Raw genomic sequence first — 24,997 nt, forward strand, 5'->3', positions numbered from 1 at the left:
ACCAACTAACCGCCGTGGTGCGGCGGCCGGTTCTCCTCGTACCACCGGTCGTCGCGCCCGGACGGGTGGGGCTCGTCGGACGAGCCCTCCGGCAGCACGTCGCCGAACACCTCGGCCAGCCGACGACGCCGGGCCGCCTCCTCCGCAGCGGCGGCTGGGGTGGGGGCGTCGGCGTCGTCGACCGGGTCAGTCACGACTCATCGAGTCCCGACAACTGCTCGATCACGTACGGGACCAGCGCCGACAGCGTCGCCATGCCGTCACGCACCGCCGACCGCGACCCGGCCAGGTTCACCACGAGGGTGCTGCCGGACACGCCGACCAGCCCCCGCGAGATACCCGCGTCGACCGCGCCCGCGGCCAGCCCCGAGGCCCGGAGCGCCTCGGCGATGCCGCTGATCGGCCGGTCGAGCACGCCCTGTGTGGCATCCGGCGTCACGTCGCGCGGCGACACGCCCGTACCGCCGACGGTCACCACGAGGTCGACACCACCGATCACCGCGGTGTTCAGTGCGGCGCGGATGCCCACGACCTCACCCTCCACCGCGACCGTGCCGTCGACGATGAACCCTGCTTCCTCCAGCAACTCTGTGACCAGCGGTCCCGTGCTGTCGTCGTGCTCACCGTGCGCCAGCCGGTCATCCACGATCACGACAAGGGCGCGTCCCAGGCGCTGCGCGCTGCGTTCCATGCGCGTCACCGTAGCCAATCGGTGGATCTGACGGTTCCGTGACGTCACGCTGTCGCGCCGGGCGATCCCGCCGAACTACCCCTAACTTCGGTGACGTGCGCGTTCTCCTCACCGGCGGGGCCGGGTTCATCGGCTCACACATCGCCGACCGACTGAGCCATGCCGAGCACGACGTGGTCGTGCTCGACGCCTACCTCCCCCAAGCCCACCGGACCCGCCCCGACGGAGCCCACGACGTCACCGACCTCGACACGGTCAAGGTCCTCCTCGACGGCGTGGACGTGGTCTGCCACCAGGCGGCGGTCGTCGGACACGGTCTCGACCCGTCCGACGCGCCGCTCTACGCCCGCAACAACGACCTCGGCACCGCCGTGCTGCTCGCCGCGATGCACGAGAAGGGCGTGAAACACCTGGTCATGGCCTCCTCAATGGTCGTGTACGGGGAGGGCCGCTACGAGTGCGCCGAGCACGGCGTCGTCCGGGCCGCGCCCCGCCGCCAGGCAGACCTCGACGCGGGCCGCTACGAACCGCCCTGCCCGCACTGCGGCAGCCCCCTGGAACCGCGCCTGGTCCCCGAAGACGCCCCGCTGGACCCCCGGAGCACCTACGCGGCCAGCAAGCTCGCCCAGGAGCACTACGCGGCGGCGTGGGCCCGCCAGACGGGCGGCGACGTGTGGGCGCTGAGGTACCACAACGTGTACGGCCCGAGGATGCCCAAGGACACCCCGTACGCGGGCGTGGCGAGCCTCTTCCGTTCAGCGCTGGAACGCGGCGAAGCACCCACCGTCCTCGAAGACGGCCGGCAGCGCCGCGACTTCGTGCACGTCACCGACGTCGCGCGGGCCAACGTCCTGGCCGTCCACCGGCCGGGCGCCCCCGGCACGCTCACCGCGCTCAACATCTGCTCCGGCGAGCCGCACACCGTCGGCGACCTGGCCGCCCACCTCGCGGAGGCCTGCGGCGGCCCCCAGCCGCGGATCGTCGGCGGCGCGCGACCGGCGGACGTCCGGCACGTCGTCGCCGACCCCGCCAAGGCACAGGCACTCCTCGGCTTCCGCGCCGCGACGTCGTTCGCGGCAGGGGTCAAGCAGTTCGCAACGGATCCGCTGCGCTGAGCGGCAGCCGCACCTCGAACCGGCAGCCGCGCCCGTGGTTGTGCGCGTCGATCGTGCCCTGGTGCGCCTCCACCAAGCCGCGCGCGATCGCCAGCCCCAATCCGCCACCGACCGGCTGCCGGTGCGGCGTGCCGCGGAACGCCACGTCGAACACCCGGGGCAGGTCGGCTTCCGGGATGCCGCCGCACCCGTCGTCCACGCGCAGCAGCGCCGACGACCCCTCCACGCCCACCTGCACGGCCACCGTCCCGTCCGGTGGCGTGTGCCGGATCGCGTTGGACAGCAGGTTGCGCACCACCCGCGCCAGCTCGGGATCGCTGCCCAGCACCACCGGCCACGTCACCGCGTCCGCCTTCAGCCGCACGCCCTTGCGCGAGGCGACCGGGCTCTCCGCCGCCACGACCTCGCTCACCACGTCCGCCAACGGCACCTCGGACAACGTCAGCCGCAGCGCGCCCGCCGTGATCCGGGACAGCTCGAACAGGTCGTCCACCATCCCGGACAGCGCCTCCGCCTCGGTGGAGATCCGCCCCGCGTACTGGGCCACCTCGTCCCGCCGCGCCACCACGCCGTCCGCCAGCGCCTCGGCCATCGCCCGGATACCGGCCAACGGCGTGCGCAGGTCGTGGCTGATCCACGCCACCAGCTCACGCCGCGACGCCTCGGCGGCCCGTTCCCGTTCCCGCGCCTCGCTCTCCCACACACTGCGCCGCGCCAGCGCCCGGCCCAGCAGCACCGCCGTCGGCACCGTCACCAACGCCACCAGCAGGCACACCAGCACGGTCGTGGTGAGGATCGGGGTGAACATGAACCCGCTCACCGCCAGCACCCCGCCGATGGTCGCCACCACCGGCACGATCGCCAGCACGGTCAACGCCGTGGTCAGCGACCCCCGCGACAACCGCCGCAGCACCACCGCCCCGAGCAGCGCCAACGGCAGCGAGAACAGCACCGCGTACGGCAGGATGTGGGAAATCTCGATCAGCATCACGCACCACCGTCATATCGGTAGCCGACACCCCACACGGTCGCGATCCGCACCGGGCGGGCCGAATCGACCTCCACCTTCTCCCGCAACCGTCGCACGTGGACGGTCACGGTGGACTGGTCGCCGAACTCCCAGCCCCACACCCGCGACAGCAGCTCGGCCCGGCCGAACGCGGTGCCGCGGTGGGTCAGGAAGAACACCAGCAGGTCGAACTCCCGCGTGGTCAGCGACAGCTCGCGCCCGTCCAGCCACGCCGACCGCGCGCCCACGTCCACCCGCAGCCCGCCGTCCCGCAGCCCGTCGTCCTCTGGCACGGACGCCGACCGTGACGCCGCCACCCGCGACCGGCGCAGCACCGACGACACCCGCAACGCCAGCTCACGCGGGCTGAACGGCTTGGTCACGTAGTCGTCCGCGCCGAGTTGGAGCCCGGCGATCCGGTCCTCCTCCTCGCCCAACGCGGTCAGCATCACCACCGGCACCGCGCTGCGCACCCGCAGCCGACGGCACACCTCCAGCCCGTCCACGCCGGGCAGCATCAGGTCCAGCACCACCACGTCCGGCTCGCGCTCGGCGAACCGGCGCAACGCGCTCTCGCCGTCACCGACCAGCTCGACCTCGTGCCCGGCCAGCTCCAGGTACCGGCGCACCACATCGCGCACGGTCACGTCGTCGTCCACGACGAGGACCCGCCCGGTCACGCCCGCCTGATCATCGACAGCCACAACACCCTCACCAGTTCGTCAGCAGGAGGTGGTTGACCGCGAGTGCGGTCACCGCTTGTGCCGCCAGCCATGGTCGTCGCCGCTCCGGCACGAGCACCACCAGCCACACGGTGAACGGCAGCCAGATCCGCTCCACCTCGGCTTTGCTCAACCCGGACACGTCGGCCACCAGGATGGCCACCGCCGCCGCTGCGGCCAGTGTGAGCGCAGGGCCACGCCACCGTGCGGCGAAAGGCGCGAACCCGCACGCGAGGACGGCGGCGGCCAGGTTCGCCCACACCCAGTAGCCGTAGGAGCGGGACGACGCGATGCCCTGGTAGTACCGCTCAACCACCAGGTGGTAGCCGTCCAGCCACCAGAACCCGAGCGCCGCGAACACCGCCACCACCCCCACGGCGCCCAGCACGGCGACGCCGATCCGCCGCCAATCCCGCCCCAGGTGGTCAGAGCACAGCACGGCCAGCGCCAGCACCCCGATCAGCACCAGCCCGTAGGACAGGAACACGCCGAATCCGAGCACCACGCCACCCGCCAGCGCACGACGGGTCGCCAGCAAGGCGATCCCGCACGCCGTCACGCCCGCGAACAGCCCGTCCGCCGACACCCCGATCCACACCGCGCCGGGGAACAGCGCCACGAACGGCAGCACGGCCCGCGCGTGCTCCTCGGACACCAGCGCCCGCACCGTCACCGGCACCGCGACCGCCGTCAACGCGCCGGTCAGCACCACGAGCGCCGACGCCCACCCACCACCGGACAGCCCGATCCGGTCCAGCCCCACGAACACCAGCAGCGCGCCCGGTGGGTGCCCGGACACGTGCGTGGTCCACGAGTCGGGTTGGAAGTCGAGGATGCGCGACGAGAACTCCCGCAGCACCACGCCCACGTCCGTCACGCCCGGCACCTCGTGCAGGTACTCGTCGGTCGTGGTCAGCCGCCCGGCGAACCCGCGATCCCAGCCGTCCACCAGGGCCAGCGAGAAGATCCACGCCACGGCGGTCGCGTAACCCGCGCCCAACGCCGCCCGCCACGACAGCCGCCCGGCCAGGCTCGGCCCCCACACGGCCACCAGCAGCGCCACCAGCACGGCCAACGGCGTGCCGATGCCGACGTGCGGGAACCAGCCGGCGAACAACGGCGGCGCGCCCGCGAACGTGCGCTCACCGCCCAGGACCACGCCGACGACGGCGGCCGAGGCGACCAGAGCCACGGCGGCCAGGACACGGAGCACACGCCCACCGTAAGCCCTGCCGGGCCTGCGTCGCCCGCCCGCGGAGCCATTCGTCAGCGGTCCGTAAGAACTCGGCACACGTCAGGATTTGGTAAGCGGTACAACGGTTTCCCGTCGTCCACGACGGACCCATGCTGTGGATCGTGGATGAAATCGACGTGGTGCTCCCCTGCCTGGACGAGGCGGCGGCGTTGCCCGGGGTGCTGCGGGCCATGCCCGCCGGCTACCGGGCGCTGGTGGTGGACAACGGATCGCGTGACGGCTCGCCGGACATCGCCCGGTCGCTGGGCGCGGAGGTGGTGCACGAGCCCCGGCCCGGGTACGGCGCGGCGGTGCACACGGGTGTGGAGCACGCGCGCTCGGAGGTGGTGTGCGTGCTCGACGCGGACGGCTCGCTCGACCCGGGTCAGCTGCCCGAGCTGGTGGCGTTGCTCGCGCGGGCCGACCTGGCCGTGGGGCGTCGGGTGCCGGAGGCGGGCAGCTGGCCGTGGCACGCGCGGGCGGGGAACGTGGTGCTGGCCGCGTTGTTGCGGCGCAAGGGGCTGCCGGTGCGGGACATCGCGCCGATGCGGGCGTTCCGCCGGCAGGACCTGCTGGACCTGGCGATCGAGGACCGCGCGTTCGGCTACCCGCTCGAACTGCTGCTGCGCGCGGGTGCGGCCGGGTGGCGGGTGGTCGAGCGCGACGTCCGCTACGGGCCACGTGCGGCGGGCACGAAGTCGAAGGTGTCCGGCTCGGTGCGCGGCACTGTGCGGGCGGTGCGGGACATGGCGGCGGTGCTGCGATGAGCGGCGGCCTGCCGGTGTCCGGTTCGGCGGTGAAGGCGAGTCTGCTGGTGGTGGCCAAGGCGCCTGTGCCGGGCCTGGCGAAGACCCGGCTGTGCCCGCCCGCGACACCCGAGGAGGCGGCCGACGTCGCCGCCGCCGCGCTGCTGGACACCCTCGACGCCGTCCTGGGCACCCCGCACGTGCGGCCGGTCGTGGCGTTGACCGGTGACCTCGGCGAAGCCCGCCGTTCGGCCGAGATCCGTGACGCGCTGCGGCACTTCACGGTTCTCGCGCAACGCGGTGCGTCCTTCGCCGACCGCCTGGCCAACGCGCACACCGACACGCATCGGGCGCACGGCCTGCCGGTGTTCCAGATCGGCATGGACACCCCGCAGGTGACGCCGCTCCTGCTGGCCGAATCCGTCGACCGGCTGGCCGCGCACGACGCCGTTCTGGGTCCGGCGGCCGACGGCGGTTGGTGGGCACTGGGCCTCAACGACCCGACCCTCGCCCGCAACCTCCGCATCGTGCCGATGTCCCGGCCCGACACCGGCGCGCACACGTTGTCGGCCTTGGGGGAACGCGATATCGGCATGCTGCCCGTTCTGTCCGATGTGGACGATATGACCACCGCCCGCGAAGTCGCCGCGGCCGTGCCGGGTACCCGGTTCGCCGCCGCCCTCGCCCACCTCGGGGTGCTGCGATGACCACGTTCGACGTCGGGCTCAGCGGCACGGAGTGCCGGCTGGAGCTGGCCGGCGGCGACCACGTGTCGCTGCCGGTCGAGCGGTGGCACGAGGATGCGAACGACGCCGACCACGTGCTGCTCGACGCGTGTCATGGGCCGACTATCGACCTTGGTTGCGGTCCCGGTCGGTTGGTGGCGGCGCTGGTGCGGCGTGGGGTTGTGGCGTTGGGCGTGGACAACTCGCCGCTGGCCGTTGCGCTCACCCGTACCCGTGGTGGTATGGCGCTGCACCGTGATGTGTTCGCGCGGCTCCCTGGGGTGGGTCGGTGGGCGCATGTGCTGCTCGCTGACGGCAACATCGGTATCGGCGGTGACCCCGTCGTGCTGCTTCGCCGTGCACGAGCGCTGCTGCATCGGCGCGGGAGTGTGCTGGTGGAGGTTGAGGCGCCCGGTTGCGGGCTGCGTCGGGAGCGGGCGCGGGTTGGTGATGGGGCGTGGTTCGACTGGGCGCGGGTGGACGCGCGGGCCATCGGACCCACTGCGGCGCGGGCCGGTCTCAAGCGGCTCTGGTTGGCTGAACTCGACGGCCGCTGGTTCACCGAGTTGGTGCGGTCGTGAAAGTCTTCCGGCTTCCGGTGGTGCGGCTTCCGGTGGTGAAGGTGAGCCGGGAGTCCAGCCCGCACACGGCCACCCGGATCGGCCTGTGGCTGGGCATCGCGTTCGGCCTGTGCTTCGTCACCGGGCTGCTCAGCCACTACATCCAGCACCCGCCGGGGTGGTTCGCCTGGCCGACCCGCCCGGTCGGCCTCTACCGGATCACGCAGGGCGTGCACGTCACCTCGGGTGTGGCCGCGATCCCGTTGCTGCTGGCGAAGCTGTGGACGGTCTACCCGAAGCTGTTCGAACGCCCGCTGGTCAAGTCCGTGCCGCACGCGCTGGAACGCGGCTCGATCCTGGTGCTGCTCGGCGCGTCGTTCTTCGAGCTGGTCACCGGCTTGTTCAACGCCACGCAGAACTACCCGTGGCAGTTCTTCTTCCCGCCCGCGCACTACGCGGTGGCGTGGATCGCGGTGGGCGCGCTGCTGGTGCACATCGCGGTCAAGCTGCCGCTCATGCGCACGCCCGCCGAGGAAGTGCGTCGGGGCACGCTCAGCCGACGCGGTTTCCTGCTCACCACGGGTGGTGCGGCGGCGGTCGCGGTGCTGGCCACGGCGGGCGGCACGGTGCCGTGGCTGCGCTCCGTCTCGGTGCTGGGCACGCGTTCGGCCGAACTCCCGGTCAACCGCACCGCCACCGCCGCCGGTGTGTCCACTGTGGACTCCGACTGGCGGCTGACAGTCGGTGCTCGGCAGTTCTCCCGGGCCGAACTCGAAGCGCTGCCGCAGACCACGGCCGAGTTGCCGATCGCGTGCGTCGAAGGGTGGAGCGCGTCGGCGAGGTGGACCGGGGTGCCGGTGCGGGACCTGCTGGCGTTGGCCGGCGTCGAGCCGGGGGACGTCCGGGTGGAGTCGCTGGAACGCGACGGCCTCTACCGCGCCGGCACGTTGCCCGCCGCGCACGCCCGCGACCCGTTGACCCTGCTGGCGCTGAAGGTCGACGGCGAGACCCTGCCCCTGGACCACGGCTACCCGTGCCGGTTGATCGCACCGAGCCGACCGGGCGTGACGCAGACCAAGTGGGTCACCCGCTTGGACGTCATCCGATGAGGTGGGTGATCGGTGCGCTCGGTATCGCCATCAGCGCTTGGGGCGCGTACCTCCTGCTGCCGCTGATCGACGTGAACCTGGCGTTGTGGTTCATCGGAGGCCCGGTCGTACACGATGTGTTGCTCGCGCCCCTCTTCGGCGGACTGGGCCTGCTCATCTCCCGGTGGGTGCCGGAGCCCTGGCGCGCACCCGTGCAGGTCGGCGGAGTCCTCACCGGAGTGCTCGTCCTACTGGCCGTCCCACTCCTGTGGCGGCCGTTCGCGGGCCCTGCCAACCCGGGCTTGAACGACCGGGACCACCTGGTCGGCCTGCTGGTGGCGGTAGTCGTGAGCTGGCTCGGCGTACTGACCGCGAACCTGATCGGTCGGGCCCTTCGCCGGAGACACCCGAGGGTCTAGCGGTTTACCGTGGCGCCATGGTGTCCGCGAAGGTCATTTCGGTCGTGGTTGTCGGGGTGCTGGTCACCGGCTGTGGGACATCGTTCGGCACGGCGCCGTCGTCCACCACGGCGCCGTCGTCCACCACGGTCAGGGTGGTGAACCTGAACGCCGCGATGGGGTTCCACCGGGAAGCAGGCGACCCGGCGGGCACGGACGCCAACCAGGACGACCTGAACCTGCTCGCCGACGACCTGCTCAAGCAGAGCGCGGACATCGCGAACCTCCAGGAGATGGCCGAACCCGCCGCCGAGTACCTGCGCGACCGCCTCATCTCGCAGACCGGTGGCACATGGGAGCTGAACTGGGCGCACGTCGTCAACGAGACGTACTACCCCGGCAAGGACGAGAACGAGGCGCCGACCTACGACACCGTGTCGTCGGGCAACGCGCAGCTCATCCGAATCGGTGACGGCGTCCTCGGCCAGCAGCCGATCACGCTCGACCAGGAGCACGACGACCAGGGCATCCTGCTGCCCTCGGACAAAGGCGACGGGAACCGCCGGTCCTTCCAGGGCACGCAGATCACCACCGCGCACGGCGTGATCGACGTCTACAACACCCACCTGTCGTTGGAACAGCACTTCCCCGACGAGGTGCGGGCCCGGGACGTGCGGCGCATCCAGGAGACCACCGAGTCCCGCGCCAACCCCGTGGTCGTGACCGGTGACTTCAACCAGGCGATCGACCACGTCACCACCAATCGCCACACGGTCGACGCGGTGACGGCGTTCATGACGGACTACGGCTACACCGACATCACACGCGACGAGGGACCGACGATCGACTGGCCGCCGGCGGACTCGGACGACGAGCCCCGCCGGATCGACTACATCTTCGCCCGCGCTGTCCGGACCCATGACACGGTGAAGTTCGAGAGCCACGAATCCGACCACTGGGGCCTGGCCACGACGGTCGAGATCGACGGCGGCGGCCCGTGAGAACCGACCGGGCACGACAAGAGGCCGCACGCCCGACAGGTGAGGGGAGCCTGTCGGGCGTGCGGCCTCTACAACCGGCTCGGGGCACGTGAGCCGGGGGTCTTCGGGGAGCTAGCGGGGCTCGACGGTCTGGCTGCCGAGCGTGACCTCGACCGTGCGGTCCGTACCGATGGTGAGCTGCACCTTCTCGCCCGGAGCCCGGGAGCGGACGGCGGCCACCAGGGTGTCCGAGCGTTCCACGACGCGGTCGCCGAACTTGGTGATCACGTCACCGGTCTTGATGCCGGCCGCCTCGGCGGCGCCACCGGCGGTCACGTCGCGGACCAGCGCGCCGCCGTCCGGCGCGTCGCCCACCTGGACGCCGAGCACGGTCTGGGTGGCCTTGCCGGTCTCGGACAGCTCCTTGGCCGTGCGGCGGGCCTGGTCGATCGGGATGGCGAAGCCGATGCCGACCGAGCCGCCCTGCGTGGACTGGCTGGAGTTCGGGCTGTAGATCGCGGAGTTGATGCCGACGACCTGGCCGCGCATGTTCACCAGCGGGCCGCCCGAGTTGCCGGGGTTGATCGCGGCGTCGGTCTGGACGGCGTTGAGCACGGTGTCCGGGGCGCCCTGCTCGCCACCGGCCCGCACCGGGCGGTTCAGCGAGCTCACGATGCCGGACGTGACCGTGCCGTTGAGGTCGAACGGGGAGCCGACGGCGACGACCTGCTGGCCGATCTTGAGGTCGGCGGAGTTGCCGAGTTCGGCGGTGGGCAGGCCGGAGACGTCCTCCATCTTGATCACGGCGAGGTCGGAGGACGGGTCGCGGCCGACGATCTTCGCGTCGAACGAGCGGCCGTCCTGGAGCTGCACCTTGATCGGGCCGCCGTCCGCGGCTGACTCGACCACGTGGTTGTTGGTCAGCACCAGGCCGTCGGAGCTGAGCGTGAACCCGGACCCGGCACCGCCGCTGACCTGCACCTGAACCACGGTCGGCAGCACCTTCTGGGCCACCTGCTCGATCGAGCCCTCCGGCGCGTCGGACGTCTGCTGGGCGGGTGGGGCCTGGTTGAGCGCGTTGGTCACCGGCCCGGCCTCGTCGGCCGCCTGGTAGCCGACGTAGCCGCCGACCCCGCCCGCGATGCCGCCGACGGCGAGCACGAGCGCGGCGACACCCGCGACGATCTTGCCCTTCCCGCGCTGTCGCCCGGGGACGGCGGCCGATCCCGGCTCGGCGTAGTAGAGGCCCGGCATACCCGGCCGCGCCGACCCCGAAGGGGGTGGGGTCGGCGAGCCGGGGTGGTCCTGCGCGGCGCTGGTCTGCGGTGCGCCGAACGGACCGGTGTGCTCCGGGCGCTGGAAGCCTCCCTGCCAGGCTTCCGGCCCGGTTCCCGACAGCCGGCCGCCGCCCTGCACGGCGCCGAACCCGCCGGTTCCGGTGTGGCCGGCGCCGCCCTGCACGGCGCCCGCCACACCTGTTCCGGCCTGACCGGCGCCGCCCTGCACAGCGCCGGTCGGACCGGTTCCCGACTGGCCGGCGGCACCCTGCGTGGCGGCCGGCGAGCCGAAGTCGGCCGGGCGGCCGGTGCTCCCCTGCGGAGCACCCGCCGACCCGGCGTCCGACCGACCGGCCCCTGCCGCCGATCCGTCGGTGTCCTCCGGTCGCGCCGGGCCTCCCTGCCAGGCACCCCGCGCTCCGGTGGACTCCGGCGCGTCGGTGCCGCCCTGCACAGCACCCGCCGCGTCGGCTTCCGGCTGTCCAGCACCCTGTTGCTGGAAACCGGCGTCACCATGACCGGGACCGGCGCCACGTGCCCACGGGCTCTGCTGCTGAGGCTGCGGAGACTGCTGTGGCCGCTTCGGCTGCTCGTTCTCGGTCATGTCCACAACTGTGCGGTGCCCGCCTGAGAGGAGCCTTAAACGAAACTGGGCATCTGTTGTGAGAGTGTCTGCGTCGTAGGCGATCTGTTAAGCACCCTGTTCGACACCAACCCGTGGCTCACTACCGCCGTCGCGGCCATCGGCCTCTTCGGGTCGGTGGTGTTCGCCTGGCTCGGCCGCCTGAGCGAACATGTGGGCGAACGTCTGGGCAGACGTCTCGTGCGGCGCCGTCCGCACGTGCCGGACCCGGCCGTGTCACCGCTGGCCGACCGCATCGAGCTGCTCCGCGAGAACCTCCGCGCCTCCGACGAGATCATGCGGGAGATCCACGCCGAGCTGAACCTCCAGACCGCCGCGCTGGACCGCATTCGCGCGGAAGCCGAGCGCAACCGGGCGCTGGCGGCTCTGCACAAGGACGAGGCCGAGGCGGTGAAACAGCTCGTGGAGGCCACCATCCACAGCGCTCAGGGCACCACTGTGAAGCAGAGCAGGCGTCAGCAGTGGCTGTTCTTCCTGTCCGGCCTGTTCCTCGGGGTGCCGCTGAGCATCGGCGCCAACTTCCTCTACGACCTGATGAAGTGACCGCTCAGCCGGGGACCGAAGCGCGCAACCTCTCCGCGATCTGCTCGGGCGTCGCGTCGTTCACCCACACGCCCATGCCGGACTCGGAGCCGGCCAGGTACTTGAGCTTGTCGGGGGCGCGCAGCACGGAGAACACCTCCAGGTGCAGCCAGGCCAGGTCACGGCCGGTGCGCACGGGGGCCTGGTGCCAGGCCGCGATGTAGGGCAGCGGGCGGTCGTAGAGGGCGTCCAGGCGCTTCAGCACGGTCAGGTAGAGGACCGCGAAGTCGTCCCGTTCGGCGTCCGTCAGCGCGGGCAGGTCCGGCACCTGGCGGTGCGGGACGACGTGCACCTCGACCGGCCAGCGGGCCGCAGCGGGCACGAACGCCGTCCAGTGCTCGCTCTCCGCGATGACTCGGGTGCCGACCGCCCGCTCGGCGGCCAGGATGTCACCCATCAGCGGACGACCGTGTGACGCCTGGTAGTCCGCCGCGACGGCCAGCATCCGCTCGGTCTTCGGGGTCACGAAGGGGTACCCGTAGATCTGCCCGTGCGGGTGGGACAGCGTCACGCCGATCTCTTCGCCCCGGTTCTCGAACGGGAAGACCTGCTCGACGCCCGGCGTCGCGTTCAACGCCGCGGTGCGGTCCGCCCACGCGTCCACGACCGTGCGCACCCGCGACGCGGGCAGCGAGCCGAACGACGTGTCGTGGTCGGACGTGAAGCACATGACCTCGCACCGACCGCGCCCGGCCGCCCGCGCCACCATCGGCATACCGTCCACAGTGGACGGCAGTTCCGGCACGCCCTGGGCGAACGACGGGAACCGGTTCTCGAACACCACGACGTCGTACGACGACTCGGGCACCTCGGTCGGCATGTCCGGCGTTGACGGGCACAGCGGGCACAGGTTGGCCGGCGGCTTGTAGGTGCGGGTCTGCCGGTGCGCGGCCATCGCCACCCACTCGCCGGTCAACGGGTCCCGCCGCACCTCGGACAACGGCTGCGTGCGCGGCAGGTCGCGGGTGTCCACCGCGTCCCGCGGCGGCGGGTCCGGGGTGTCGTCGAAGTAGATGATCTCCCGACCATCGGCAAGTTTCCCCGCCGTACGCCTCACGCCAGTTCCTCTCCGCGTCCCGGCACGTGCGCCAGGACCAGTTCCCCTACTTGCTCGCCGAGCACCGTCCGTGCGGGCTCGGTCAACCCCTCGTCGGTCACCAGCACGTGCGCCTCGTTCAGCGCGGCGATGGTGGAGATGCCGACGGTGCCCCATTTGGTGTGGTCCGCGACCACGACGACCCGACCGGCCGCGTCGACCAGCGCGCGATCGGTCTCGCTCTCGTTCAGGTTCGGCGTGGTGAAGCCGGAGCGCTCGGCCATGCCGTGCACGCCCAGGAACACCACGTCCAGGTGCAGCGACCGCAGCGCCTGCACTGCCACCGGCCCGACCAGCGCGTCCGACGGGGTCCGCACGCCGCCGGTGAGCACCACGGTGCGGTCGGTGCGCCCGCTCTGCTGGAGCACGTCGGCGACCCGGATCGAGTTGGTCACCACGGTCAGGTCCGGGATGTCGTCGAGGAACCGGGCCAGCGTCCACGTGGTGGTGCCCGCGGACAGGCCGATGGCGGTGCCGGGGCGCACCAGACCCGCGGCGAACGCGGCGATGGCCTCCTTCTCCGGCAGCTGGCGCACCGACTTGGCCTCGAAGCCCGGCTCGTCGGTGCTGCGGCCGACCACGGACGTGGCCCCGCCGTACACCTTCTCCACCAGGCCGCGGGCGGCCAGCACGTCCAGGTCACGGCGCACGGTCATGTCCGACACGCCCAGCCGGACGACCAGGTCGCTCACCCGCACCGCGCCGGTGCGGCGGACCTCTTCCAGGATCACCGCTTGTCGTTGACGCGCCAGCACGTCACACCTCTTCTTCCCTGACCACAACCACGCCGCCGGCGGGCACGACCACGCTGCCGGACGCACGCGCGCCGGACAGCAGTTCGACACCCACCGCGGACAGCTCCGCGTCGCCGCCCCCGTGGTTGACCGCGACCAGCCACGATACGGCGGAGCCGGCCACCTCACCGCGACGACGCACCACCTCGACGTCCCCTGATCCGGTGGGCGCGTGGTCGACACCCGAGTCGTGCAACGCGGTCCGCACCAACCGGTCCAGCCCGTCTCCGGTCAAACCGCAGGCCAGGTACCAGGCGACGCCGTCGCCGTGGTCGTTGCGGGTGACGGCGGGGACGCCGGGCAGCGGGCCGTCGGCGTAGGAGGAGACCACCTTCGCGCCGGCGGTGTGCAGGTGCTCGGTCCAGATCGCGGCCGACGAGCCGTCGTCCAGCGTCACCGCCTCCCCCGCCTTGAGCGGGTAGAACTCCTCTGTCCGCACGCCGAGCAGGTCGCGGAACGCGCCGGGGTAGCCGCCGAGGTGCACGTGGCCGCGCGTGTCCGTGATGCCGGACAGGTAGGTGACCAGCAGGTGGCCGCCGCCCGCGACGTACTCCTCGTACGGCGTCGCGTCGTCCACCGTGTACAGCGCCGGCACCACGACCAGCCGGTACCCGGACAGGTCCGCGGCCGGCGGCACGAAGTCCACCGTCACCCCGGCCCGCCACAACGCGCGGTAGAGCGCGAAAACCTGCTCCTGGTAACGGAAATCAGAGGTCGGGTGCGCGGGCTGGTCCAGCGCCCACCACGACTGCCAGTCGTAGACGACCGCCACCGACGCGTCCACGGTCGAGCCGACGATCTCCGCGATCCGCTGGTACTCCGCACCGACCTGCTCGACCTCGCGGAACACCTTCGTGTCCGGTCCGGCGTGCGGCACCATCGCCGAGTGGTAGCGCTCCGCGCCCGCCCGCGACTGCCGCCACTGGAAGAACAGCGTGCCGTCCGCGCCGTGGGCGACGTGCGCGTACGAGTTGCGCCGCAGCTCACCGGGCAGCTTGGCGATGTTGCGCGGCTGCCAGTTCACCGCCGAGGTGGAGTGCTCCATCAGCAGCCACGGCTTGCCGCCGGCCAGGCCGCGCATGACGTCGGCGGAGAACGACAGGTCGATGTGCCGCTCGTCGTGCTCGGCGCGGGTGTAGTGGTCGTTGGAGAGGAAGTCGACCTCGGCGGCCCACTTCCAGTAGTCCAACCCGGAGAAGTTCCAGGTGACCATGAAGTTCGTGGTCACCGGCACGCCGGGGGTCACCTCGCGCAGCACGTCCCGCTCGGCCTTGTACAGCTCCAGCAGGGCGTCGGAGGAGAACCGGTCGAAGTCCAGCAGCTGACCGGGGTTGTTCTGCGCCGGCGTCACGCGCGGCGGCAGGATCTGCTCCCACGCGGTGTAGTGCTGGCTCCAGAACGCCGTGCCCCAGGCCTCGTTCAGCTCCTCCAGGCCACCGTGGCGGGCCTGCAACCAGGTCCGGAACGCTGCCGCGCACCGGTCGCAGTAGCAGCGCGGGACGTGGCAGCCGTACTCGTTGCCGACGTGCCACGCCGACAGCGCCGGGTGGTCGCGGTACCGCTCGGCCAACGCGCGGGCGAGCGCGACGGCCTTGGTCCGGTAGATCGGCGAGCTGGGGCAGTAGGACTGGCGCGAGCCGTGCGCGAGCCGGACGCCTTCGGCGGTCTCCGGCAGCACCTCGGGGTGGGCGGTGGTCAGCCACGGCGGCGGCGCGGCGGTCGCGGTGGCCAGGTCCACCCGGATACCGCCGGCGTGGAGCCGGTCGAGCACCCGGTCGAGCCAGCCGAACTCGTAGCGGCCCTCCTCGACCTCCAACAACGCCCACGAGAAGATCCCCACGCTGACCAGGTTCACCCCGGCCCGGCGCATCAGCTCCACGTCGTCGGACCAGACCTGCTCCGGCCACTGCTCAGGGTTGTAGTCGGCGCCCCAGGCAAGCCCGCGCACGTCGGTGGGCCAAGTCGTCATGGCGCAAGGGTGACCCACGGTGAACCCTAACGTCAACACAGTCCAACAAAATCGATCGTCTACCGCTGTTCGGCGGTACAAGATCGAAACTTGCCGCACTCCCGCTGTTCACGTCGATCCAGCCGAAGTCACCTGGGTTAACGGCTCAATAACGGCCCTTGACAGGGGGTGTGCCGCAGACCACATTGTGCGCAATCTTGTTTGACTCCGTGTTCGGTGTTCGGTTGATTCCGGTTGAGTGTCACCCGTAGGAGCGACGATGACGAGCTTCTCCGCCAGCCCCCACCACCCGCTCATGGGCCGCCGCGCCCTGTTGAAGGCGATCATCGCGGGAGCGGGCATCGCGGCCGTCCCCGGTCTGGCCGCCTGCGGCTCCGACAGCGGTGGCGCCGCCACCGACACCGTGACGTTCGGCAACAACCTGTCCGACCAGGTGCCCAAGGACGCGATCACGGCGGTGATGAAGGCCTTCGAGACCGAGTCGGGTCTCAAGGTCACGATCAACACCAAGCAGCACGAGCAGTACCAGGAGCAGATCAACAACTACCTCCAGGGCAAGCCGGACGACGTGCTGGCCTGGTTCGCCGGCTACCGGATGCGGTTCTTCGCCGAGAAGGGCCTGACCGGCGACCTGAGCGAGGTGTGGTCGAAGGTCTCCGGCGGCTACGAGCCCGCGTTGAAGGAGGCGTCCACCGCCTCGGACGGCAAGCAGTACCTGATCCCGTTCACCCAGTACCCGTGGGGCATGTTCTACCGCAAGAGCATCTGGCAGCAGCGCGGCTACACGGTGCCGAAGACGCTGGACGAGCTCGTCGCGCTGTCCACGAAGATGCAGGCCGACGGCCTGGCGCCGATCGCGTTCGCGCAGAAGCAGGGCTGGCCCGGCATGGGCACGTTCGACCAGCTCAACTTCCGCATCAACGGCTACCAGTTCCACGTCGACCTGATGGCCGGCAAGGAGGACTGGCAGAGCGCGAAGGTGAAGGAGGTGTTCGACACCTGGAAGCGGCTGCTGCCGTTCCACCAGGAGAACGCGCTGGGCCGGGACTGGCAGGAGGCCGCGCAGTCCCTCCAGCAGGGCAAGGCGGGCATGTACCTGCTCGGCTCGTTCGTCGCCCAGCAGTTCAAGGAGGACGAGCGGGAGGACCTGGACTTCTTCCCGTACCCGGAGATCAACCCGGAGCACGGCCAGGACACCGTGGAAGCCCCGATCGACGGCTACATGCTGTCCAAGAAGCCCTCCAACGCCGAGGGCGCGGCCAAGCTGATGGAGTTCCTGTCCACGCCCGCCGCGCAGGCCACGTACCTCAAGTCGGACCCGACCGCGGTGGCGACGTCGAACAAGGCCGACACCTCCGGCTACAACTCGCTGCAGAAGAAGGCCGCGCAGGTCATCAAGGAAGCCGCGCACATCACCCAGTTCCTGGACCGCGACACCGACCCGCGCTTCGCCAGCGACGCGGCGACCAACGGGCTCAACGCGTTCGTCCAGAACCCCGACGACATCGATTCGATCCTCAAGGGGATGGCCGACCAGGCGAAGACGATCTTCACGGAGTGACGGCGTGACCGCGTTGCAGTCTCCCCCCGAACCCGCCGGGACGACGGGCCCCACCTCACCGTCGCCCCGGCGGGGCAGGCGCCGCGCCACCGCGCTCGCGCCCCGCGACAAGCTCATCCTCGGCCTGATGCTCGGCATCCCGGCACTGGTGCACATCGCGCTGGTGTGGGTGCCGGCGTTCGGCTCCGTCGTCCTGTCCTTCAGCTCGTGGGACGGCATCGGCGGGTTCGAGGACATCGAGTGGGTCGGCATCCAGAACTACGTCGACATCTTCACCCGGTACCCGCGGTTCTGGCCCGCGTTCCAGCACAACGTGATCTGGCTGCTGTTCCTGCTCGTGATCCCGACCATCGCCGGGCTGCTGCTGGCCGTGCTGCTGGACCGGCAACTGCGGTTCGGGCGGCTCTACCAGAGCGCGCTGTACCTGCCGATGGTGCTGTCGCTGGCACTGGTCGGGTTCATCTGGCAGCTGATCTACCAGCCCGAACAGGGTCTGCTGAACAGCGTGCTCGGCACCGCTTCGACCGATCCGGTGAACTGGCTGGGCGATCCGGACATCAACCTGTACGCGGTGCTGGTGGCCGCCGGGTGGCGGCACACCGGCTACATCATGCTGCTGTACTTGGCCGGCCTGAAATCGGTGGACCCGGCGTTGAAGGAAGCCGCCGCGCTGGACGGCGCGAACGCGTGGCAAACGTTCTTCCGGGTCACGTTCCCGGTGCTCAAGCCGGTGAACGTGGTGGTGCTCGTGGTCACCGTGATCGAGGGCCTGCGGGCGTTCGACATCGTCTACGTGATCAACAAGGGCCGCAACGGACTGGAGCTGCTGTCCGTGCTGGTGACCGACAACATCATCGGTGAGTCGAGCCGGATCGGGTGGGGTTCCGCGCTGGCGGTGATCCTGCTGCTGATCGCGCTCGGGGTCATCATCCCCCGCCTGGTCCAGGTGTTCCGCGAGGAGGAACGGTCATGACGTTCCGGCCTGGTCGCATCTTCCTGCACGTGTTCCTGGTCCTGACGTGCCTGGCGACTTTGGCGCCGTTGCTGTGGGCGCTGTACGCGTCGCTGCGCACGTACGACGACACCTCGCGCAACGGCTACTTCTCGCTCGCCGAGAGCCTGACGTTCGACAACTTCAGCACCGCGTGGACGCAGGCGGACCTGCCGCACTACTACATGAACACGCTGATCGTGACGCTGCCCGCGTTGGTGCTCGTGCTGCTGCTCAGCTCGATGGTGGCGTTCGGGGTGTCGCGGTTCAGCTTCAAGTTCAACTTGGCGCTGTTGATGCTGTTCACCGCGGGCAACTTGCTGCCGCAGCAGGTGATCGTGACGCCGCTGTACCGGCTGTTCCTGCTCACGCCGGTGCCCGCGTGGTTGAGCGACAGCGAGGTGCTGCTGGACTCGCAGCTCGGCCTGGTGCTGATCCACGTGGCGTTCCAGTCCGGGTTCTGCGTGTTCGTGCTGAGCAACTACATGAAGACCATCCCGCACGAGCTCAGCGAGGCGGCCCGGGTGGACGGCGCGGGTGTGTTCCGGCAGTACTGGCAGGTCATCCTGCCGCTGTGCCGGCCCGCGCTGGCGGCGTTGGCGACGCTGGAGTTCACCTGGATCTACAACGACTTCCTGTGGGCGCTGGTGCTGATCCAGACCGGCGACAAGATGCCGATCACGTCGGCGTTGCAGAACCTCAGGGGCACGTTCTTCGTGGACAACAACTTGGTCGCGGCCGGGTCGCTGCTCGTGGCACTGCCCACCCTCGTGGTGTTCTTCGTGCTGCAACGCCAGTTCATCGGCGGCCTCACGTTGGGTTCGACGAAGGGCTAGCGCGTTCGGTGGGTAGGCGGCCCGACCGGCCGCCTACTCACCGGGACGATCGGTCGTCGCGGGGGATCAACGCGCTGAGTGCGGCGGCACCGTCGAGGAGGGCTCTCGACCGCACGTCGATGCTCGCGCGTCGGGCGGCCAGGGTGGTCATCACTTCTTCCCACCGGCGGGTGCGCCGCAGTTCCGGCATCAAGGCCCGGAGTGGGGCGATGCGGTAGCCGGCCAGGCGCAGTTGGTGGACGATCCGGGCGTCCCGGACGTCGTCGGGGAAGTACCGCCGCGGTCCTCGCGGGGCGGCTCGACGGGGCACGACCAGGCCTTCCGCGTCCCAGTGCCGCAACGTCGAGGTGCGCACACCGAGCGCGACCGCCAGCTCGGAGATGCTCATGGCGTCCGATGGGCGCACGTCGTCGATCGGTTCCCCGGAGATCGTCGCGGCGGCTTCCTGGGCCAGTTCGAGCTCTCGCCGCTCTGTGGCGAGTCGGGCGTGTGCCGCGTCGAGCAGGGCGAACAGGCCCGAACCGGGATGTGCGTGCGCCGCGTTCATGATCCTCTTGGCCTCGACCGGCCCGGTGCCCTCCGCAAGAGCCCGATAGGCCAGCGCGGACAGCACGTGCGCCTCGCCGTAGATCCGATACCCCGTGCCGGTGCGCGTCGCCGGAGGCAACACGCCGTCGCGTTCGAGGTTGCGCACCTGTTGGACGGAGTACCCGGCACGTCGTGCGACATCGCTCGTCCGCGTGGTGGCCGACTTGCGACTTGTCACCGGCCCACCTCGACATATGCGGGCCGAAGTCTCCACAACCACATGAATGAAACGCTAGAACACATGGGCATCGACGAAATCACCGAGTTCCTCGACGGCCTCGGCGGGGTGCTGATCCTCAGGCCGGCGCCCGGCGACGGTTCACCGGAGATCAGTTGGGGCGACACGTTCTTCTACTACGCGCCCGATGGCGAGGTCCCGAAGACGGGCCAGCCCTTCGCGACGATCGTGACGAAGGACTACCCGGGCGACGAGCTGTCACGGCTGAACCGCCCCGACACCTTCCGGCTGAACCTCTTCGCCGGGAAGGAGGCCTTCACCAGCTGGACCGGTCGACGGCCGCGCGACGCGGCCACGGGCGACGTCCACTCCAACGAGGTCCACTCCAACGAGATCGAACACAGCGTGATCGACTCCGTGATGGCGCACCCCGTCTACGGCACTCTTGGCTGGCTGGCCGTGGTGAACCCGGGGCCGCGCACGGAGTCGGCGGTGCGGGAGCTGCTCCGCGCCGCCCACGAGCTGGCCCGCTCGCGCTACCAGCGGCGGGCCGGATCGCCGGACTAGTTCGAGGCGTGGTCGGGGATGGACGAGTGGTTCGGCACCGGGGTGGGGCGGCCGGGCAGGCGGAGGGTGAACTGGGCGCCGCCCTCCGGGGCGCGGCCGACGTAGGCCATGCCGCCGTGGCGTTCCGCGACCTGCTTGACGATCGCCAGGCCCAGGCCCGAGCCGGGCAGGGTGCGGGCCTCCGAGGAGCGGTAGAAGCGTTCGAAGACGTGCGGCAGGTCGGCGTCGGCGATGCCCGGACCGGAGTCGGCCACCTCGACCACCGCGCTGCCGTCACCCAGCTGCTTGAGGGTCAGCCGGACCACGCCGCCCGTCGGGCTGAACTTCACGGCGTTGTCCAGCAGGTTGAGCACCGCGCGTTCCAGCGCGCTCGAATCACCCAGAAGAGACCACTGCTCGACCTCGACCACGAACTGCACGTCGGTCGCCCGCCGCTTCGCCCGGTCCAGGGCCCGTTCCACCACCTCGACCAGGTCGACCGGCTCGTGCACGACCTGCGGCGCGTCCTCGCGGGCCAGCTCCACCAGGTCGCCGATCAACGTGGTCAGCTCGTCCAGCTGGGCCCGCACGTCGGCGTTGATCTCCGCCTTGTCCTCGTCGGACAGCGTCGGCGAACCCGGCCGCTCGGAGGCCAGCAGCAGCTCCAGGTTGGTGCGCATGGACGTCAGCGGCGTGCGCAGCTCGTGGCCCGCGTCGGCGACCAGCCGGCGTTGCCGCTCCTGCGACTCCGCCACCGCGCCCAGCATCGCGTTGAACCGCTGCGACAACAGGGCCAGCTCGTCGTCACCGGACACCGGGATGGGCCGCAGGTCACCGGTCATCGCGACCCGTTCGGTGGCCTCGGTCAACCGCTGCACGGGCCGCAGCCCGGTGCGCGCGACCGCCGTGCCCGCCACCGCCGCGACCAGCACACCCAGCCCGCTGATCACGAACAACACCACGGACAGCTTGCCCAGGGTGATGTTGAGCGGCTTGGTGGACTGGGCGATCACCATCGCCTGGCCGTCACCGTAGGGGACCGCGATCACCCGGAAGTCGGTGCGCACGTCGGTCCAGATGTTCTCCAGCCGGTTCCCGCGCGCCACGTCCAGGTCGGCGGGCTGGGTCGGCGGCGCGACCGTGCCCTTCGGGTACTGGATCAGCCCGCTCACGTCGAGCACGCCGATCCGGATGTCACCGGCGGCCAGGAAGGCGCCGGGGATCTCGTTGACGTTGTTGTTGACCTTCGGCGCGTTGACCGCGGCGTCCGCGCGCTGCCGCAGGTTCTCGTCCATCTGGTCGTGCAGGTTCTGGCTCACCGTCATGTACGCGCCGAGCGACACGACGGCGACGGCCCCGGCGACGCAGAACGCGGCGAGCAGCGTCACCCGGGCCCGCAGCGACACCCGTTGGAGTCGCCCGTTGGCGGCACCGATCACGGAGGGGTCTCCCGCAGCACGTAGCCGACGCCGCGCACCGTGTGCAGCAGCCGGGGCTCGCCGTCGAGTTCGGTCTTGCGGCGCAGGTAGCCGACGTAGACCTCCAGCGCGTTGCCCGAGGTCGGGAAGTCGTAGCCCCAGACGTCCTCCAGGATGCGACCGCGGGTCAGCACCTGCTTGGGGTGCGCCAGGAACAGCTCCAACAGGGCGAACTCGGTCCGGGTGAGGCTGATCGGCCGGTCACCCCGCCGCACGTCCCGGGTGCTCGGGTCGAGCTCCAGATCGGCGAACCGCAGCACCGCGCCGGCAGGCTCCTCGGCATCCGACACAGCCCGCCGCAGCAGCGCGCGGAGCCGGGCCAGCAGCTCCTCCAGCGCGAACGGCTTGGGCAGGTAGTCGTCCGCGCCGGCGTCCAGCCCGGACACCCGGTCGGACACCGCGTCACGGGCGGTGAGCACGAGGATCGGCAGGTCGTCACCGGTGCTGCGCAACCGGCGGCACACCTCCAACCCGTCGAGGCGAGGCATCATCACGTCCAACACCATGGCGTCGGGACGCTGGGAGACGACGGACTCTAGAGCCTGCTGGCCGTCACCGGCCAGGTCGACCTGGTAGCCGTTGAATTGCAGTGAGCGACGAAGCGACTCACGCACGGCCCTGTCGTCGTCGACAACGAGGATGCGCATGGGAGTCAGTCTTGCTCGTGGTCCTGAGAGTCGCCTGAGAAGCTCGTGTGAGCTACCCGTCAAATTTTGAGGTGTTGAATTGCGCCGCCTCCGGCGTCGCGGGCTCGGTCGCCTGGAAGTCGATCGTTCGCGTCCTCGCGTGGTGGTCCTGCAGGCGGCGAAGCAGTGAGGGCGGTTGGGTTAAAAGAAATCAGCCAGACGGGGGATGCCAGGGGCACCGACCAGGTGATCGAGCAGTGCCGCGTCGCCGTCGAGCAGGCCGGCGCGGCGTAGGGCGTGGGTGTCCTGCATGCCGCTGAACCACGGTCCGAGGGCACGGGCGTGCAGTCGCACGGCACCGGTGCCGCCGGGCTCTACGTGCACCTGGCCGTCCTCGACCACCAGCCGTTGCCGGCCCGCGTGCCACGGCGCGTGCTCGTCGATGATGTCCAGGTCGACGGACGCGGGCTTCAGCCACTCCGCCGCAGGCCAGCCCCGTGCCGTGACCGCCGCAGGCAGGTCCACCACGCGCAGCAGCCACGCGGACGTGGTGATGGTGTACTCGATCGCCTGGTTGGTCAGCAGGCCCGTGACGGCGGGATCGGTGACCCGGAGCAACGCCCGGTCCAGCACACCGGCCCAGCTGCCGAGTTCGCGCAGCAGCCCGAGTTGCGTCACGACATCCCGTCCGACCAGGTCGAACACCCGCAGCTCGTCGGGACGGCGTTGGGCCGTGAGGTAGCCGCGCACCTCCCCGTCGTGACCGGGCACCACGGACACGACGTCGAGGTCGAGCGCCCGGGTCAGGTCGATGGCGGGCGCACTGCGGTCGATCAGCCCGTTCACCGTGGACGCGACGTCGGTGTAGCAGGCGTGCAGGGCCTGGAGGTCGCCCTCCTCGGCTGGTCGGGTGACGACCCGCTCGCCCACGGGCATCCGGTCCAGCGGGAAGTCCAGCCACTCGAACACCCCCGCCCGCTCCCACCCGCGCGACCGGTAGAGCGCGGGCACGGTCGCGTAGAGCACGGACAGCGGCCGGCCGTGCTCCCTCATGTCCCGCAACGCGGCGTCGAGCAGCGCGCTCGCCACCCCACGCCCCCGCGCGGACGGGTCGACGGCCACGCCCCCGATGCCGCCCATGGGCACGGTGGAGCCGCCGTAGAACTGGTGTAACTCGTTGATCGTGAGCACCGCCGCCAGCCGCCCGTCCAGCTCGACGCCGAGTCCCCGGATACCGGGGCGCAACGGCGCCGGCTCGCCCCGGCCGAAGGCCACCCGGCGCAGCCTGGCGGCGTTCTCGACATCGTCGTCGGTCAATTCGCGAATCCGCACGCCACCCTGCTTACCAGGTGAAGAAGCCCTGACCGGTCTTCCGGCCGAGATGACCAGCCGCGACCTTGTCCCGCAGCAGCCCCGGCGGTTCGAAGCGCGGGCCCAGCTCGGCCGCCAGGTGCTCGGCGATGGCCAGCCGGACGTCCAGCCCGACCAGGTCGGTCAGCCGCAACGGGCCCATCGGCCACCCGTAGCCGAGCCGCATCCCGGTGTCGATGTCCTCCGCACTCGCGACGCCCTCTTCGAGCATCCGGATCGCCTCCATGCCGACCGCGACCCCGAGCCGTGACGTGGCGAAGCCGGGCACGTCCCGCACCTCGATGACGGTCTTGCCCAGCTCCTCGGCCCAACCGCGGACCCGGGCGACGACGTCGGCGGACACCCCGGCGTGGTGGACCAGCTCGACCAGCTGCTGGACCGGCACGGGGTTGAAGAAGTGCATGCCCAGCACCCGCTCGCCGGGCAGGCCCTCGGCGAGCGCCGAGATCGACAACGACGACGTGTTGGACGCCAGCACGGCGTCCGGGCAAGCGTTTGCGGCGGCCTTGAGCACCTGCCGCTTCAGCTCGACGTCCTCCGGCACCGCCTCCACCACCAGCGAGGCGCCCGCGGCCACATCGTCCAGGCGTTCGACCACGGTGAGGTGCTTCAGCAGCTCGTGCGGCACCGCGTCGAGCTTGCCCCGGTCGGCGGCCTTGGCCAGCGACGCCTCGACGGCCCGCCGTGCGGCCGACGCCCGCTCGGCGCCCGCCTCGACCAGCACCACCTCGTGCCCGCCGGCCAGGAACAGGTGGGCGACACCGGCGCCCATCGTGCCGCCGCCGATCACCACGGAGATCATCAGGCGCCGACCCCGGTGGCCTCGGTGACGTCATCGGCGACGACCTCCGCGGCGAACATGGCGACCAGCTCCACGCCGCCGATCTCGGTCAGGTTCGCGCCCGCGGCCTGCCACTCGGGCGACCCGAAGGCGGCCTTCATCGCCTCGGCGGACTCGAAGTACATCTCGGCCACGATGTGCGGCTCGTGCTCGCCGAGGAATCCGGGCACGAAGACCCGGGAGACCTTCGCCACCTCGGCCCGCAGCAGTCCCGGCGTCCGTTCGACCAACGGCAGGTGGGACGCGAAGTAGGCCTCGTCGAACGCCTCGACGTCGGTCGGTTTCCGGTACAGGGCGACGTACTTGATCATGTGACACCTTCCGTCCGGTTTCGCCTGCGAATGTAACACCG

27 protein-coding genes are annotated in these 24,997 nt (G+C 70.9%); 12 read left to right on the top strand and 15 right to left on the bottom strand.

The window, feature by feature from the left end:
- Nucleotides 1–5 precede the first annotated feature (5 nt).
- The gene (locus tag ALI22I_RS26590) at nt 6–194 is read right to left on the bottom strand and encodes a hypothetical protein (RefSeq protein WP_077008244.1); all 189 of its coding nucleotides are present in this window, start codon (nt 192–194) and stop codon (nt 6–8) included.
- Nucleotides 191–691 (bottom strand): MogA/MoaB family molybdenum cofactor biosynthesis protein, encoded by a 501-nt coding sequence (locus ALI22I_RS26595; protein ID WP_077008245.1) that lies wholly within the window; start codon nt 689–691, stop codon nt 191–193. The genes ALI22I_RS26590 and ALI22I_RS26595 overlap by 4 nt, the downstream gene beginning before the upstream one ends.
- Nucleotides 692–786: 95 nt before the next feature.
- On the opposite strand from ALI22I_RS26595, the gene ALI22I_RS26600 reads away from it, so the two are divergent.
- The gene (locus tag ALI22I_RS26600) at nt 787–1,806 is read left to right on the top strand and encodes an NAD-dependent epimerase/dehydratase family protein (protein WP_077008246.1); all 1,020 of its coding nucleotides are present in this window, start codon (nt 787–789) and stop codon (nt 1,804–1,806) included.
- On the opposite strand, the gene ALI22I_RS26605 is transcribed toward ALI22I_RS26600, so the two are convergent.
- From ALI22I_RS26605 to ALI22I_RS26615, 3 genes are read right to left on the bottom strand one after another with little or no spacing between them, the layout of a single operon-like run.
- Nucleotides 1,775–2,794, bottom strand: coding sequence for a sensor histidine kinase (locus ALI22I_RS26605; RefSeq protein WP_077008247.1), 1,020 nt, complete (start codon nt 2,792–2,794; stop codon nt 1,775–1,777). The two genes, ALI22I_RS26600 and ALI22I_RS26605, sit on opposite strands and share 32 nt — an antisense overlap.
- Nucleotides 2,794–3,519, bottom strand: coding sequence for a response regulator transcription factor (locus tag ALI22I_RS26610; RefSeq protein ID WP_238598578.1), 726 nt, complete (start codon nt 3,517–3,519; stop codon nt 2,794–2,796). Before ALI22I_RS26610 ends, ALI22I_RS26605 begins: the two co-directional genes overlap by 1 nt.
- A 7-nt stretch (nt 3,520–3,526) precedes the next feature.
- Nucleotides 3,527–4,750 carry a hypothetical protein gene (locus ALI22I_RS26615; RefSeq protein ID WP_143532438.1) on the bottom strand — a complete coding sequence of 408 codons (1,224 nt, stop codon included), beginning with the start codon at nt 4,748–4,750 and terminating at the stop codon, nt 3,527–3,529.
- 152 nt (nt 4,751–4,902) lie between these two features.
- On the opposite strand from ALI22I_RS26615, the gene ALI22I_RS26620 reads away from it, so the two are divergent.
- From ALI22I_RS26620 to ALI22I_RS26645, 6 genes are read left to right on the top strand one after another with little or no spacing between them, the layout of a single operon-like run.
- On the top strand, nt 4,903–5,538 hold the full coding sequence (locus tag ALI22I_RS26620) for a glycosyltransferase family 2 protein (RefSeq protein ID WP_238598583.1): 636 nt from the start codon (nt 4,903–4,905) through the stop codon (nt 5,536–5,538).
- On the top strand, nt 5,535–6,224 hold the full coding sequence (locus tag ALI22I_RS26625; protein WP_077008249.1) for a TIGR04282 family arsenosugar biosynthesis glycosyltransferase: 690 nt from the start codon (nt 5,535–5,537) through the stop codon (nt 6,222–6,224). The genes ALI22I_RS26620 and ALI22I_RS26625 overlap by 4 nt, the downstream gene beginning before the upstream one ends.
- A complete protein-coding gene (locus tag ALI22I_RS26630) occupies nt 6,221–6,823 on the top strand; it encodes a class I SAM-dependent methyltransferase (protein ID WP_077008250.1) in 603 nt (200 codons plus the stop codon). Before ALI22I_RS26625 ends, ALI22I_RS26630 begins: the two co-directional genes overlap by 4 nt.
- 20 nt (nt 6,824–6,843) lie before the next feature.
- On the top strand, nt 6,844–7,911 hold the full coding sequence (locus ALI22I_RS26635; RefSeq protein WP_083752030.1) for a molybdopterin-dependent oxidoreductase: 1,068 nt from the start codon (nt 6,844–6,846) through the stop codon (nt 7,909–7,911).
- Nucleotides 7,908–8,309 (top strand): hypothetical protein, encoded by a 402-nt coding sequence (locus tag ALI22I_RS26640; protein ID WP_077008251.1) that lies wholly within the window; start codon nt 7,908–7,910, stop codon nt 8,307–8,309. Before ALI22I_RS26635 ends, ALI22I_RS26640 begins: the two co-directional genes overlap by 4 nt.
- 17 nt (nt 8,310–8,326) lie before the next feature.
- Nucleotides 8,327–9,289 (top strand): endonuclease/exonuclease/phosphatase family protein, encoded by a 963-nt coding sequence (locus ALI22I_RS26645; protein ID WP_077008252.1) that lies wholly within the window; start codon nt 8,327–8,329, stop codon nt 9,287–9,289.
- A 111-nt stretch (nt 9,290–9,400) separates the two neighbouring features.
- Here the strand turns inward: ALI22I_RS26645 and ALI22I_RS51205 are convergent, their stop codons facing one another.
- Nucleotides 9,401–11,149, bottom strand: coding sequence for a trypsin-like peptidase domain-containing protein (locus tag ALI22I_RS51205; RefSeq protein ID WP_179118370.1), 1,749 nt, complete (start codon nt 11,147–11,149; stop codon nt 9,401–9,403).
- 219 nt (nt 11,150–11,368) lie between these two features.
- On the opposite strand from ALI22I_RS51205, the gene ALI22I_RS26660 reads away from it, so the two are divergent.
- Complete coding sequence (locus ALI22I_RS26660) at nt 11,369–11,731, top strand: hypothetical protein (protein WP_179118371.1); 363 nt, start codon at nt 11,369–11,371, stop codon at nt 11,729–11,731.
- 4 nt (nt 11,732–11,735) lie between these two features.
- Here the strand turns inward: ALI22I_RS26660 and galT are convergent, their stop codons facing one another.
- Genes galT through ALI22I_RS26675 form a run of 3 tightly spaced genes read right to left on the bottom strand, consistent with a single transcriptional unit; the run spans nt 11,736 to nt 15,629 of the window.
- On the bottom strand, nt 11,736–12,827 hold the full coding sequence (galT, locus tag ALI22I_RS26665; protein WP_077008255.1) for a galactose-1-phosphate uridylyltransferase: 1,092 nt from the start codon (nt 12,825–12,827) through the stop codon (nt 11,736–11,738).
- Nucleotides 12,824–13,621, bottom strand: a complete 798-nt coding sequence (locus ALI22I_RS26670) for a DeoR/GlpR family DNA-binding transcription regulator (RefSeq protein WP_077008256.1) — start codon at nt 13,619–13,621, stop codon at nt 12,824–12,826. The genes galT and ALI22I_RS26670 overlap by 4 nt, the downstream gene beginning before the upstream one ends.
- Before the next feature lies 1 nt (nt 13,622).
- Complete coding sequence (locus ALI22I_RS26675) at nt 13,623–15,629, bottom strand: beta-galactosidase (protein ID WP_077008257.1); 2,007 nt, start codon at nt 15,627–15,629, stop codon at nt 13,623–13,625.
- 259 nt (nt 15,630–15,888) lie between these two features.
- On the opposite strand from ALI22I_RS26675, the gene ALI22I_RS26680 reads away from it, so the two are divergent.
- The 3 genes from ALI22I_RS26680 to ALI22I_RS26690 are packed head-to-tail and all read left to right on the top strand — an operon-like array spanning nt 15,889 to nt 19,017.
- Complete coding sequence (locus tag ALI22I_RS26680; RefSeq protein ID WP_077008258.1) at nt 15,889–17,190, top strand: ABC transporter substrate-binding protein; 1,302 nt, start codon at nt 15,889–15,891, stop codon at nt 17,188–17,190.
- Between the two features lie 4 nt (nt 17,191–17,194).
- Nucleotides 17,195–18,163 carry a carbohydrate ABC transporter permease gene (locus tag ALI22I_RS26685; RefSeq protein WP_077008259.1) on the top strand — a complete coding sequence of 323 codons (969 nt, stop codon included), beginning with the start codon at nt 17,195–17,197 and terminating at the stop codon, nt 18,161–18,163.
- The gene (locus ALI22I_RS26690; protein WP_077008260.1) at nt 18,160–19,017 is read left to right on the top strand and encodes a carbohydrate ABC transporter permease; all 858 of its coding nucleotides are present in this window, start codon (nt 18,160–18,162) and stop codon (nt 19,015–19,017) included. Before ALI22I_RS26685 ends, ALI22I_RS26690 begins: the two co-directional genes overlap by 4 nt.
- 37 nt (nt 19,018–19,054) lie before the next feature.
- Here the strand turns inward: ALI22I_RS26690 and ALI22I_RS26695 are convergent, their stop codons facing one another.
- Nucleotides 19,055–19,783, bottom strand: coding sequence for a MerR family transcriptional regulator (locus tag ALI22I_RS26695; protein ID WP_077008261.1), 729 nt, complete (start codon nt 19,781–19,783; stop codon nt 19,055–19,057).
- Between the two features lie 63 nt (nt 19,784–19,846).
- Here ALI22I_RS26695 and ALI22I_RS26700 point away from each other — a divergent pair, with 63 nt between their 5' ends.
- Nucleotides 19,847–20,350 carry a DUF6194 family protein gene (locus ALI22I_RS26700; protein WP_077008262.1) on the top strand — a complete coding sequence of 168 codons (504 nt, stop codon included), beginning with the start codon at nt 19,847–19,849 and terminating at the stop codon, nt 20,348–20,350.
- Here ALI22I_RS26700 and ALI22I_RS26705 read toward each other — a convergent pair.
- The 5 genes from ALI22I_RS26705 to ALI22I_RS26725 all read right to left on the bottom strand — a co-directional run bounded on the left by ALI22I_RS26705 (nt 20,347) and on the right by ALI22I_RS26725 (nt 24,956).
- Nucleotides 20,347–21,768 carry a sensor histidine kinase gene (locus ALI22I_RS26705; protein ID WP_077008263.1) on the bottom strand — a complete coding sequence of 474 codons (1,422 nt, stop codon included), beginning with the start codon at nt 21,766–21,768 and terminating at the stop codon, nt 20,347–20,349. The genes ALI22I_RS26700 and ALI22I_RS26705 overlap by 4 nt on opposite strands.
- Nucleotides 21,765–22,454, bottom strand: coding sequence for a response regulator transcription factor (locus tag ALI22I_RS26710; protein WP_077008264.1), 690 nt, complete (start codon nt 22,452–22,454; stop codon nt 21,765–21,767). The genes ALI22I_RS26705 and ALI22I_RS26710 overlap by 4 nt, the downstream gene beginning before the upstream one ends.
- A 180-nt stretch (nt 22,455–22,634) precedes the next feature.
- The gene (locus ALI22I_RS26715) at nt 22,635–23,765 is read right to left on the bottom strand and encodes a GNAT family N-acetyltransferase (RefSeq protein WP_077008265.1); all 1,131 of its coding nucleotides are present in this window, start codon (nt 23,763–23,765) and stop codon (nt 22,635–22,637) included.
- Between the two features lie 10 nt (nt 23,766–23,775).
- Entirely contained in the window at nt 23,776–24,606 is an 831-nt protein-coding gene (locus ALI22I_RS26720) for a 3-hydroxyacyl-CoA dehydrogenase family protein (RefSeq protein ID WP_077008266.1), read from the bottom strand.
- Entirely contained in the window at nt 24,606–24,956 is a 351-nt protein-coding gene (locus ALI22I_RS26725; RefSeq protein WP_077008267.1) for an EthD family reductase, read from the bottom strand. Before ALI22I_RS26725 ends, ALI22I_RS26720 begins: the two co-directional genes overlap by 1 nt.
- Between the last annotated feature and the right edge of the window lie 41 nt (nt 24,957–24,997).

The sequence above is a fragment of the Saccharothrix sp. ALI-22-I genome (assembly GCF_001984175.1).
In the GTDB taxonomy this organism is placed as follows: Bacteria; Actinomycetota; Actinomycetes; order Mycobacteriales; family Pseudonocardiaceae; genus Actinosynnema.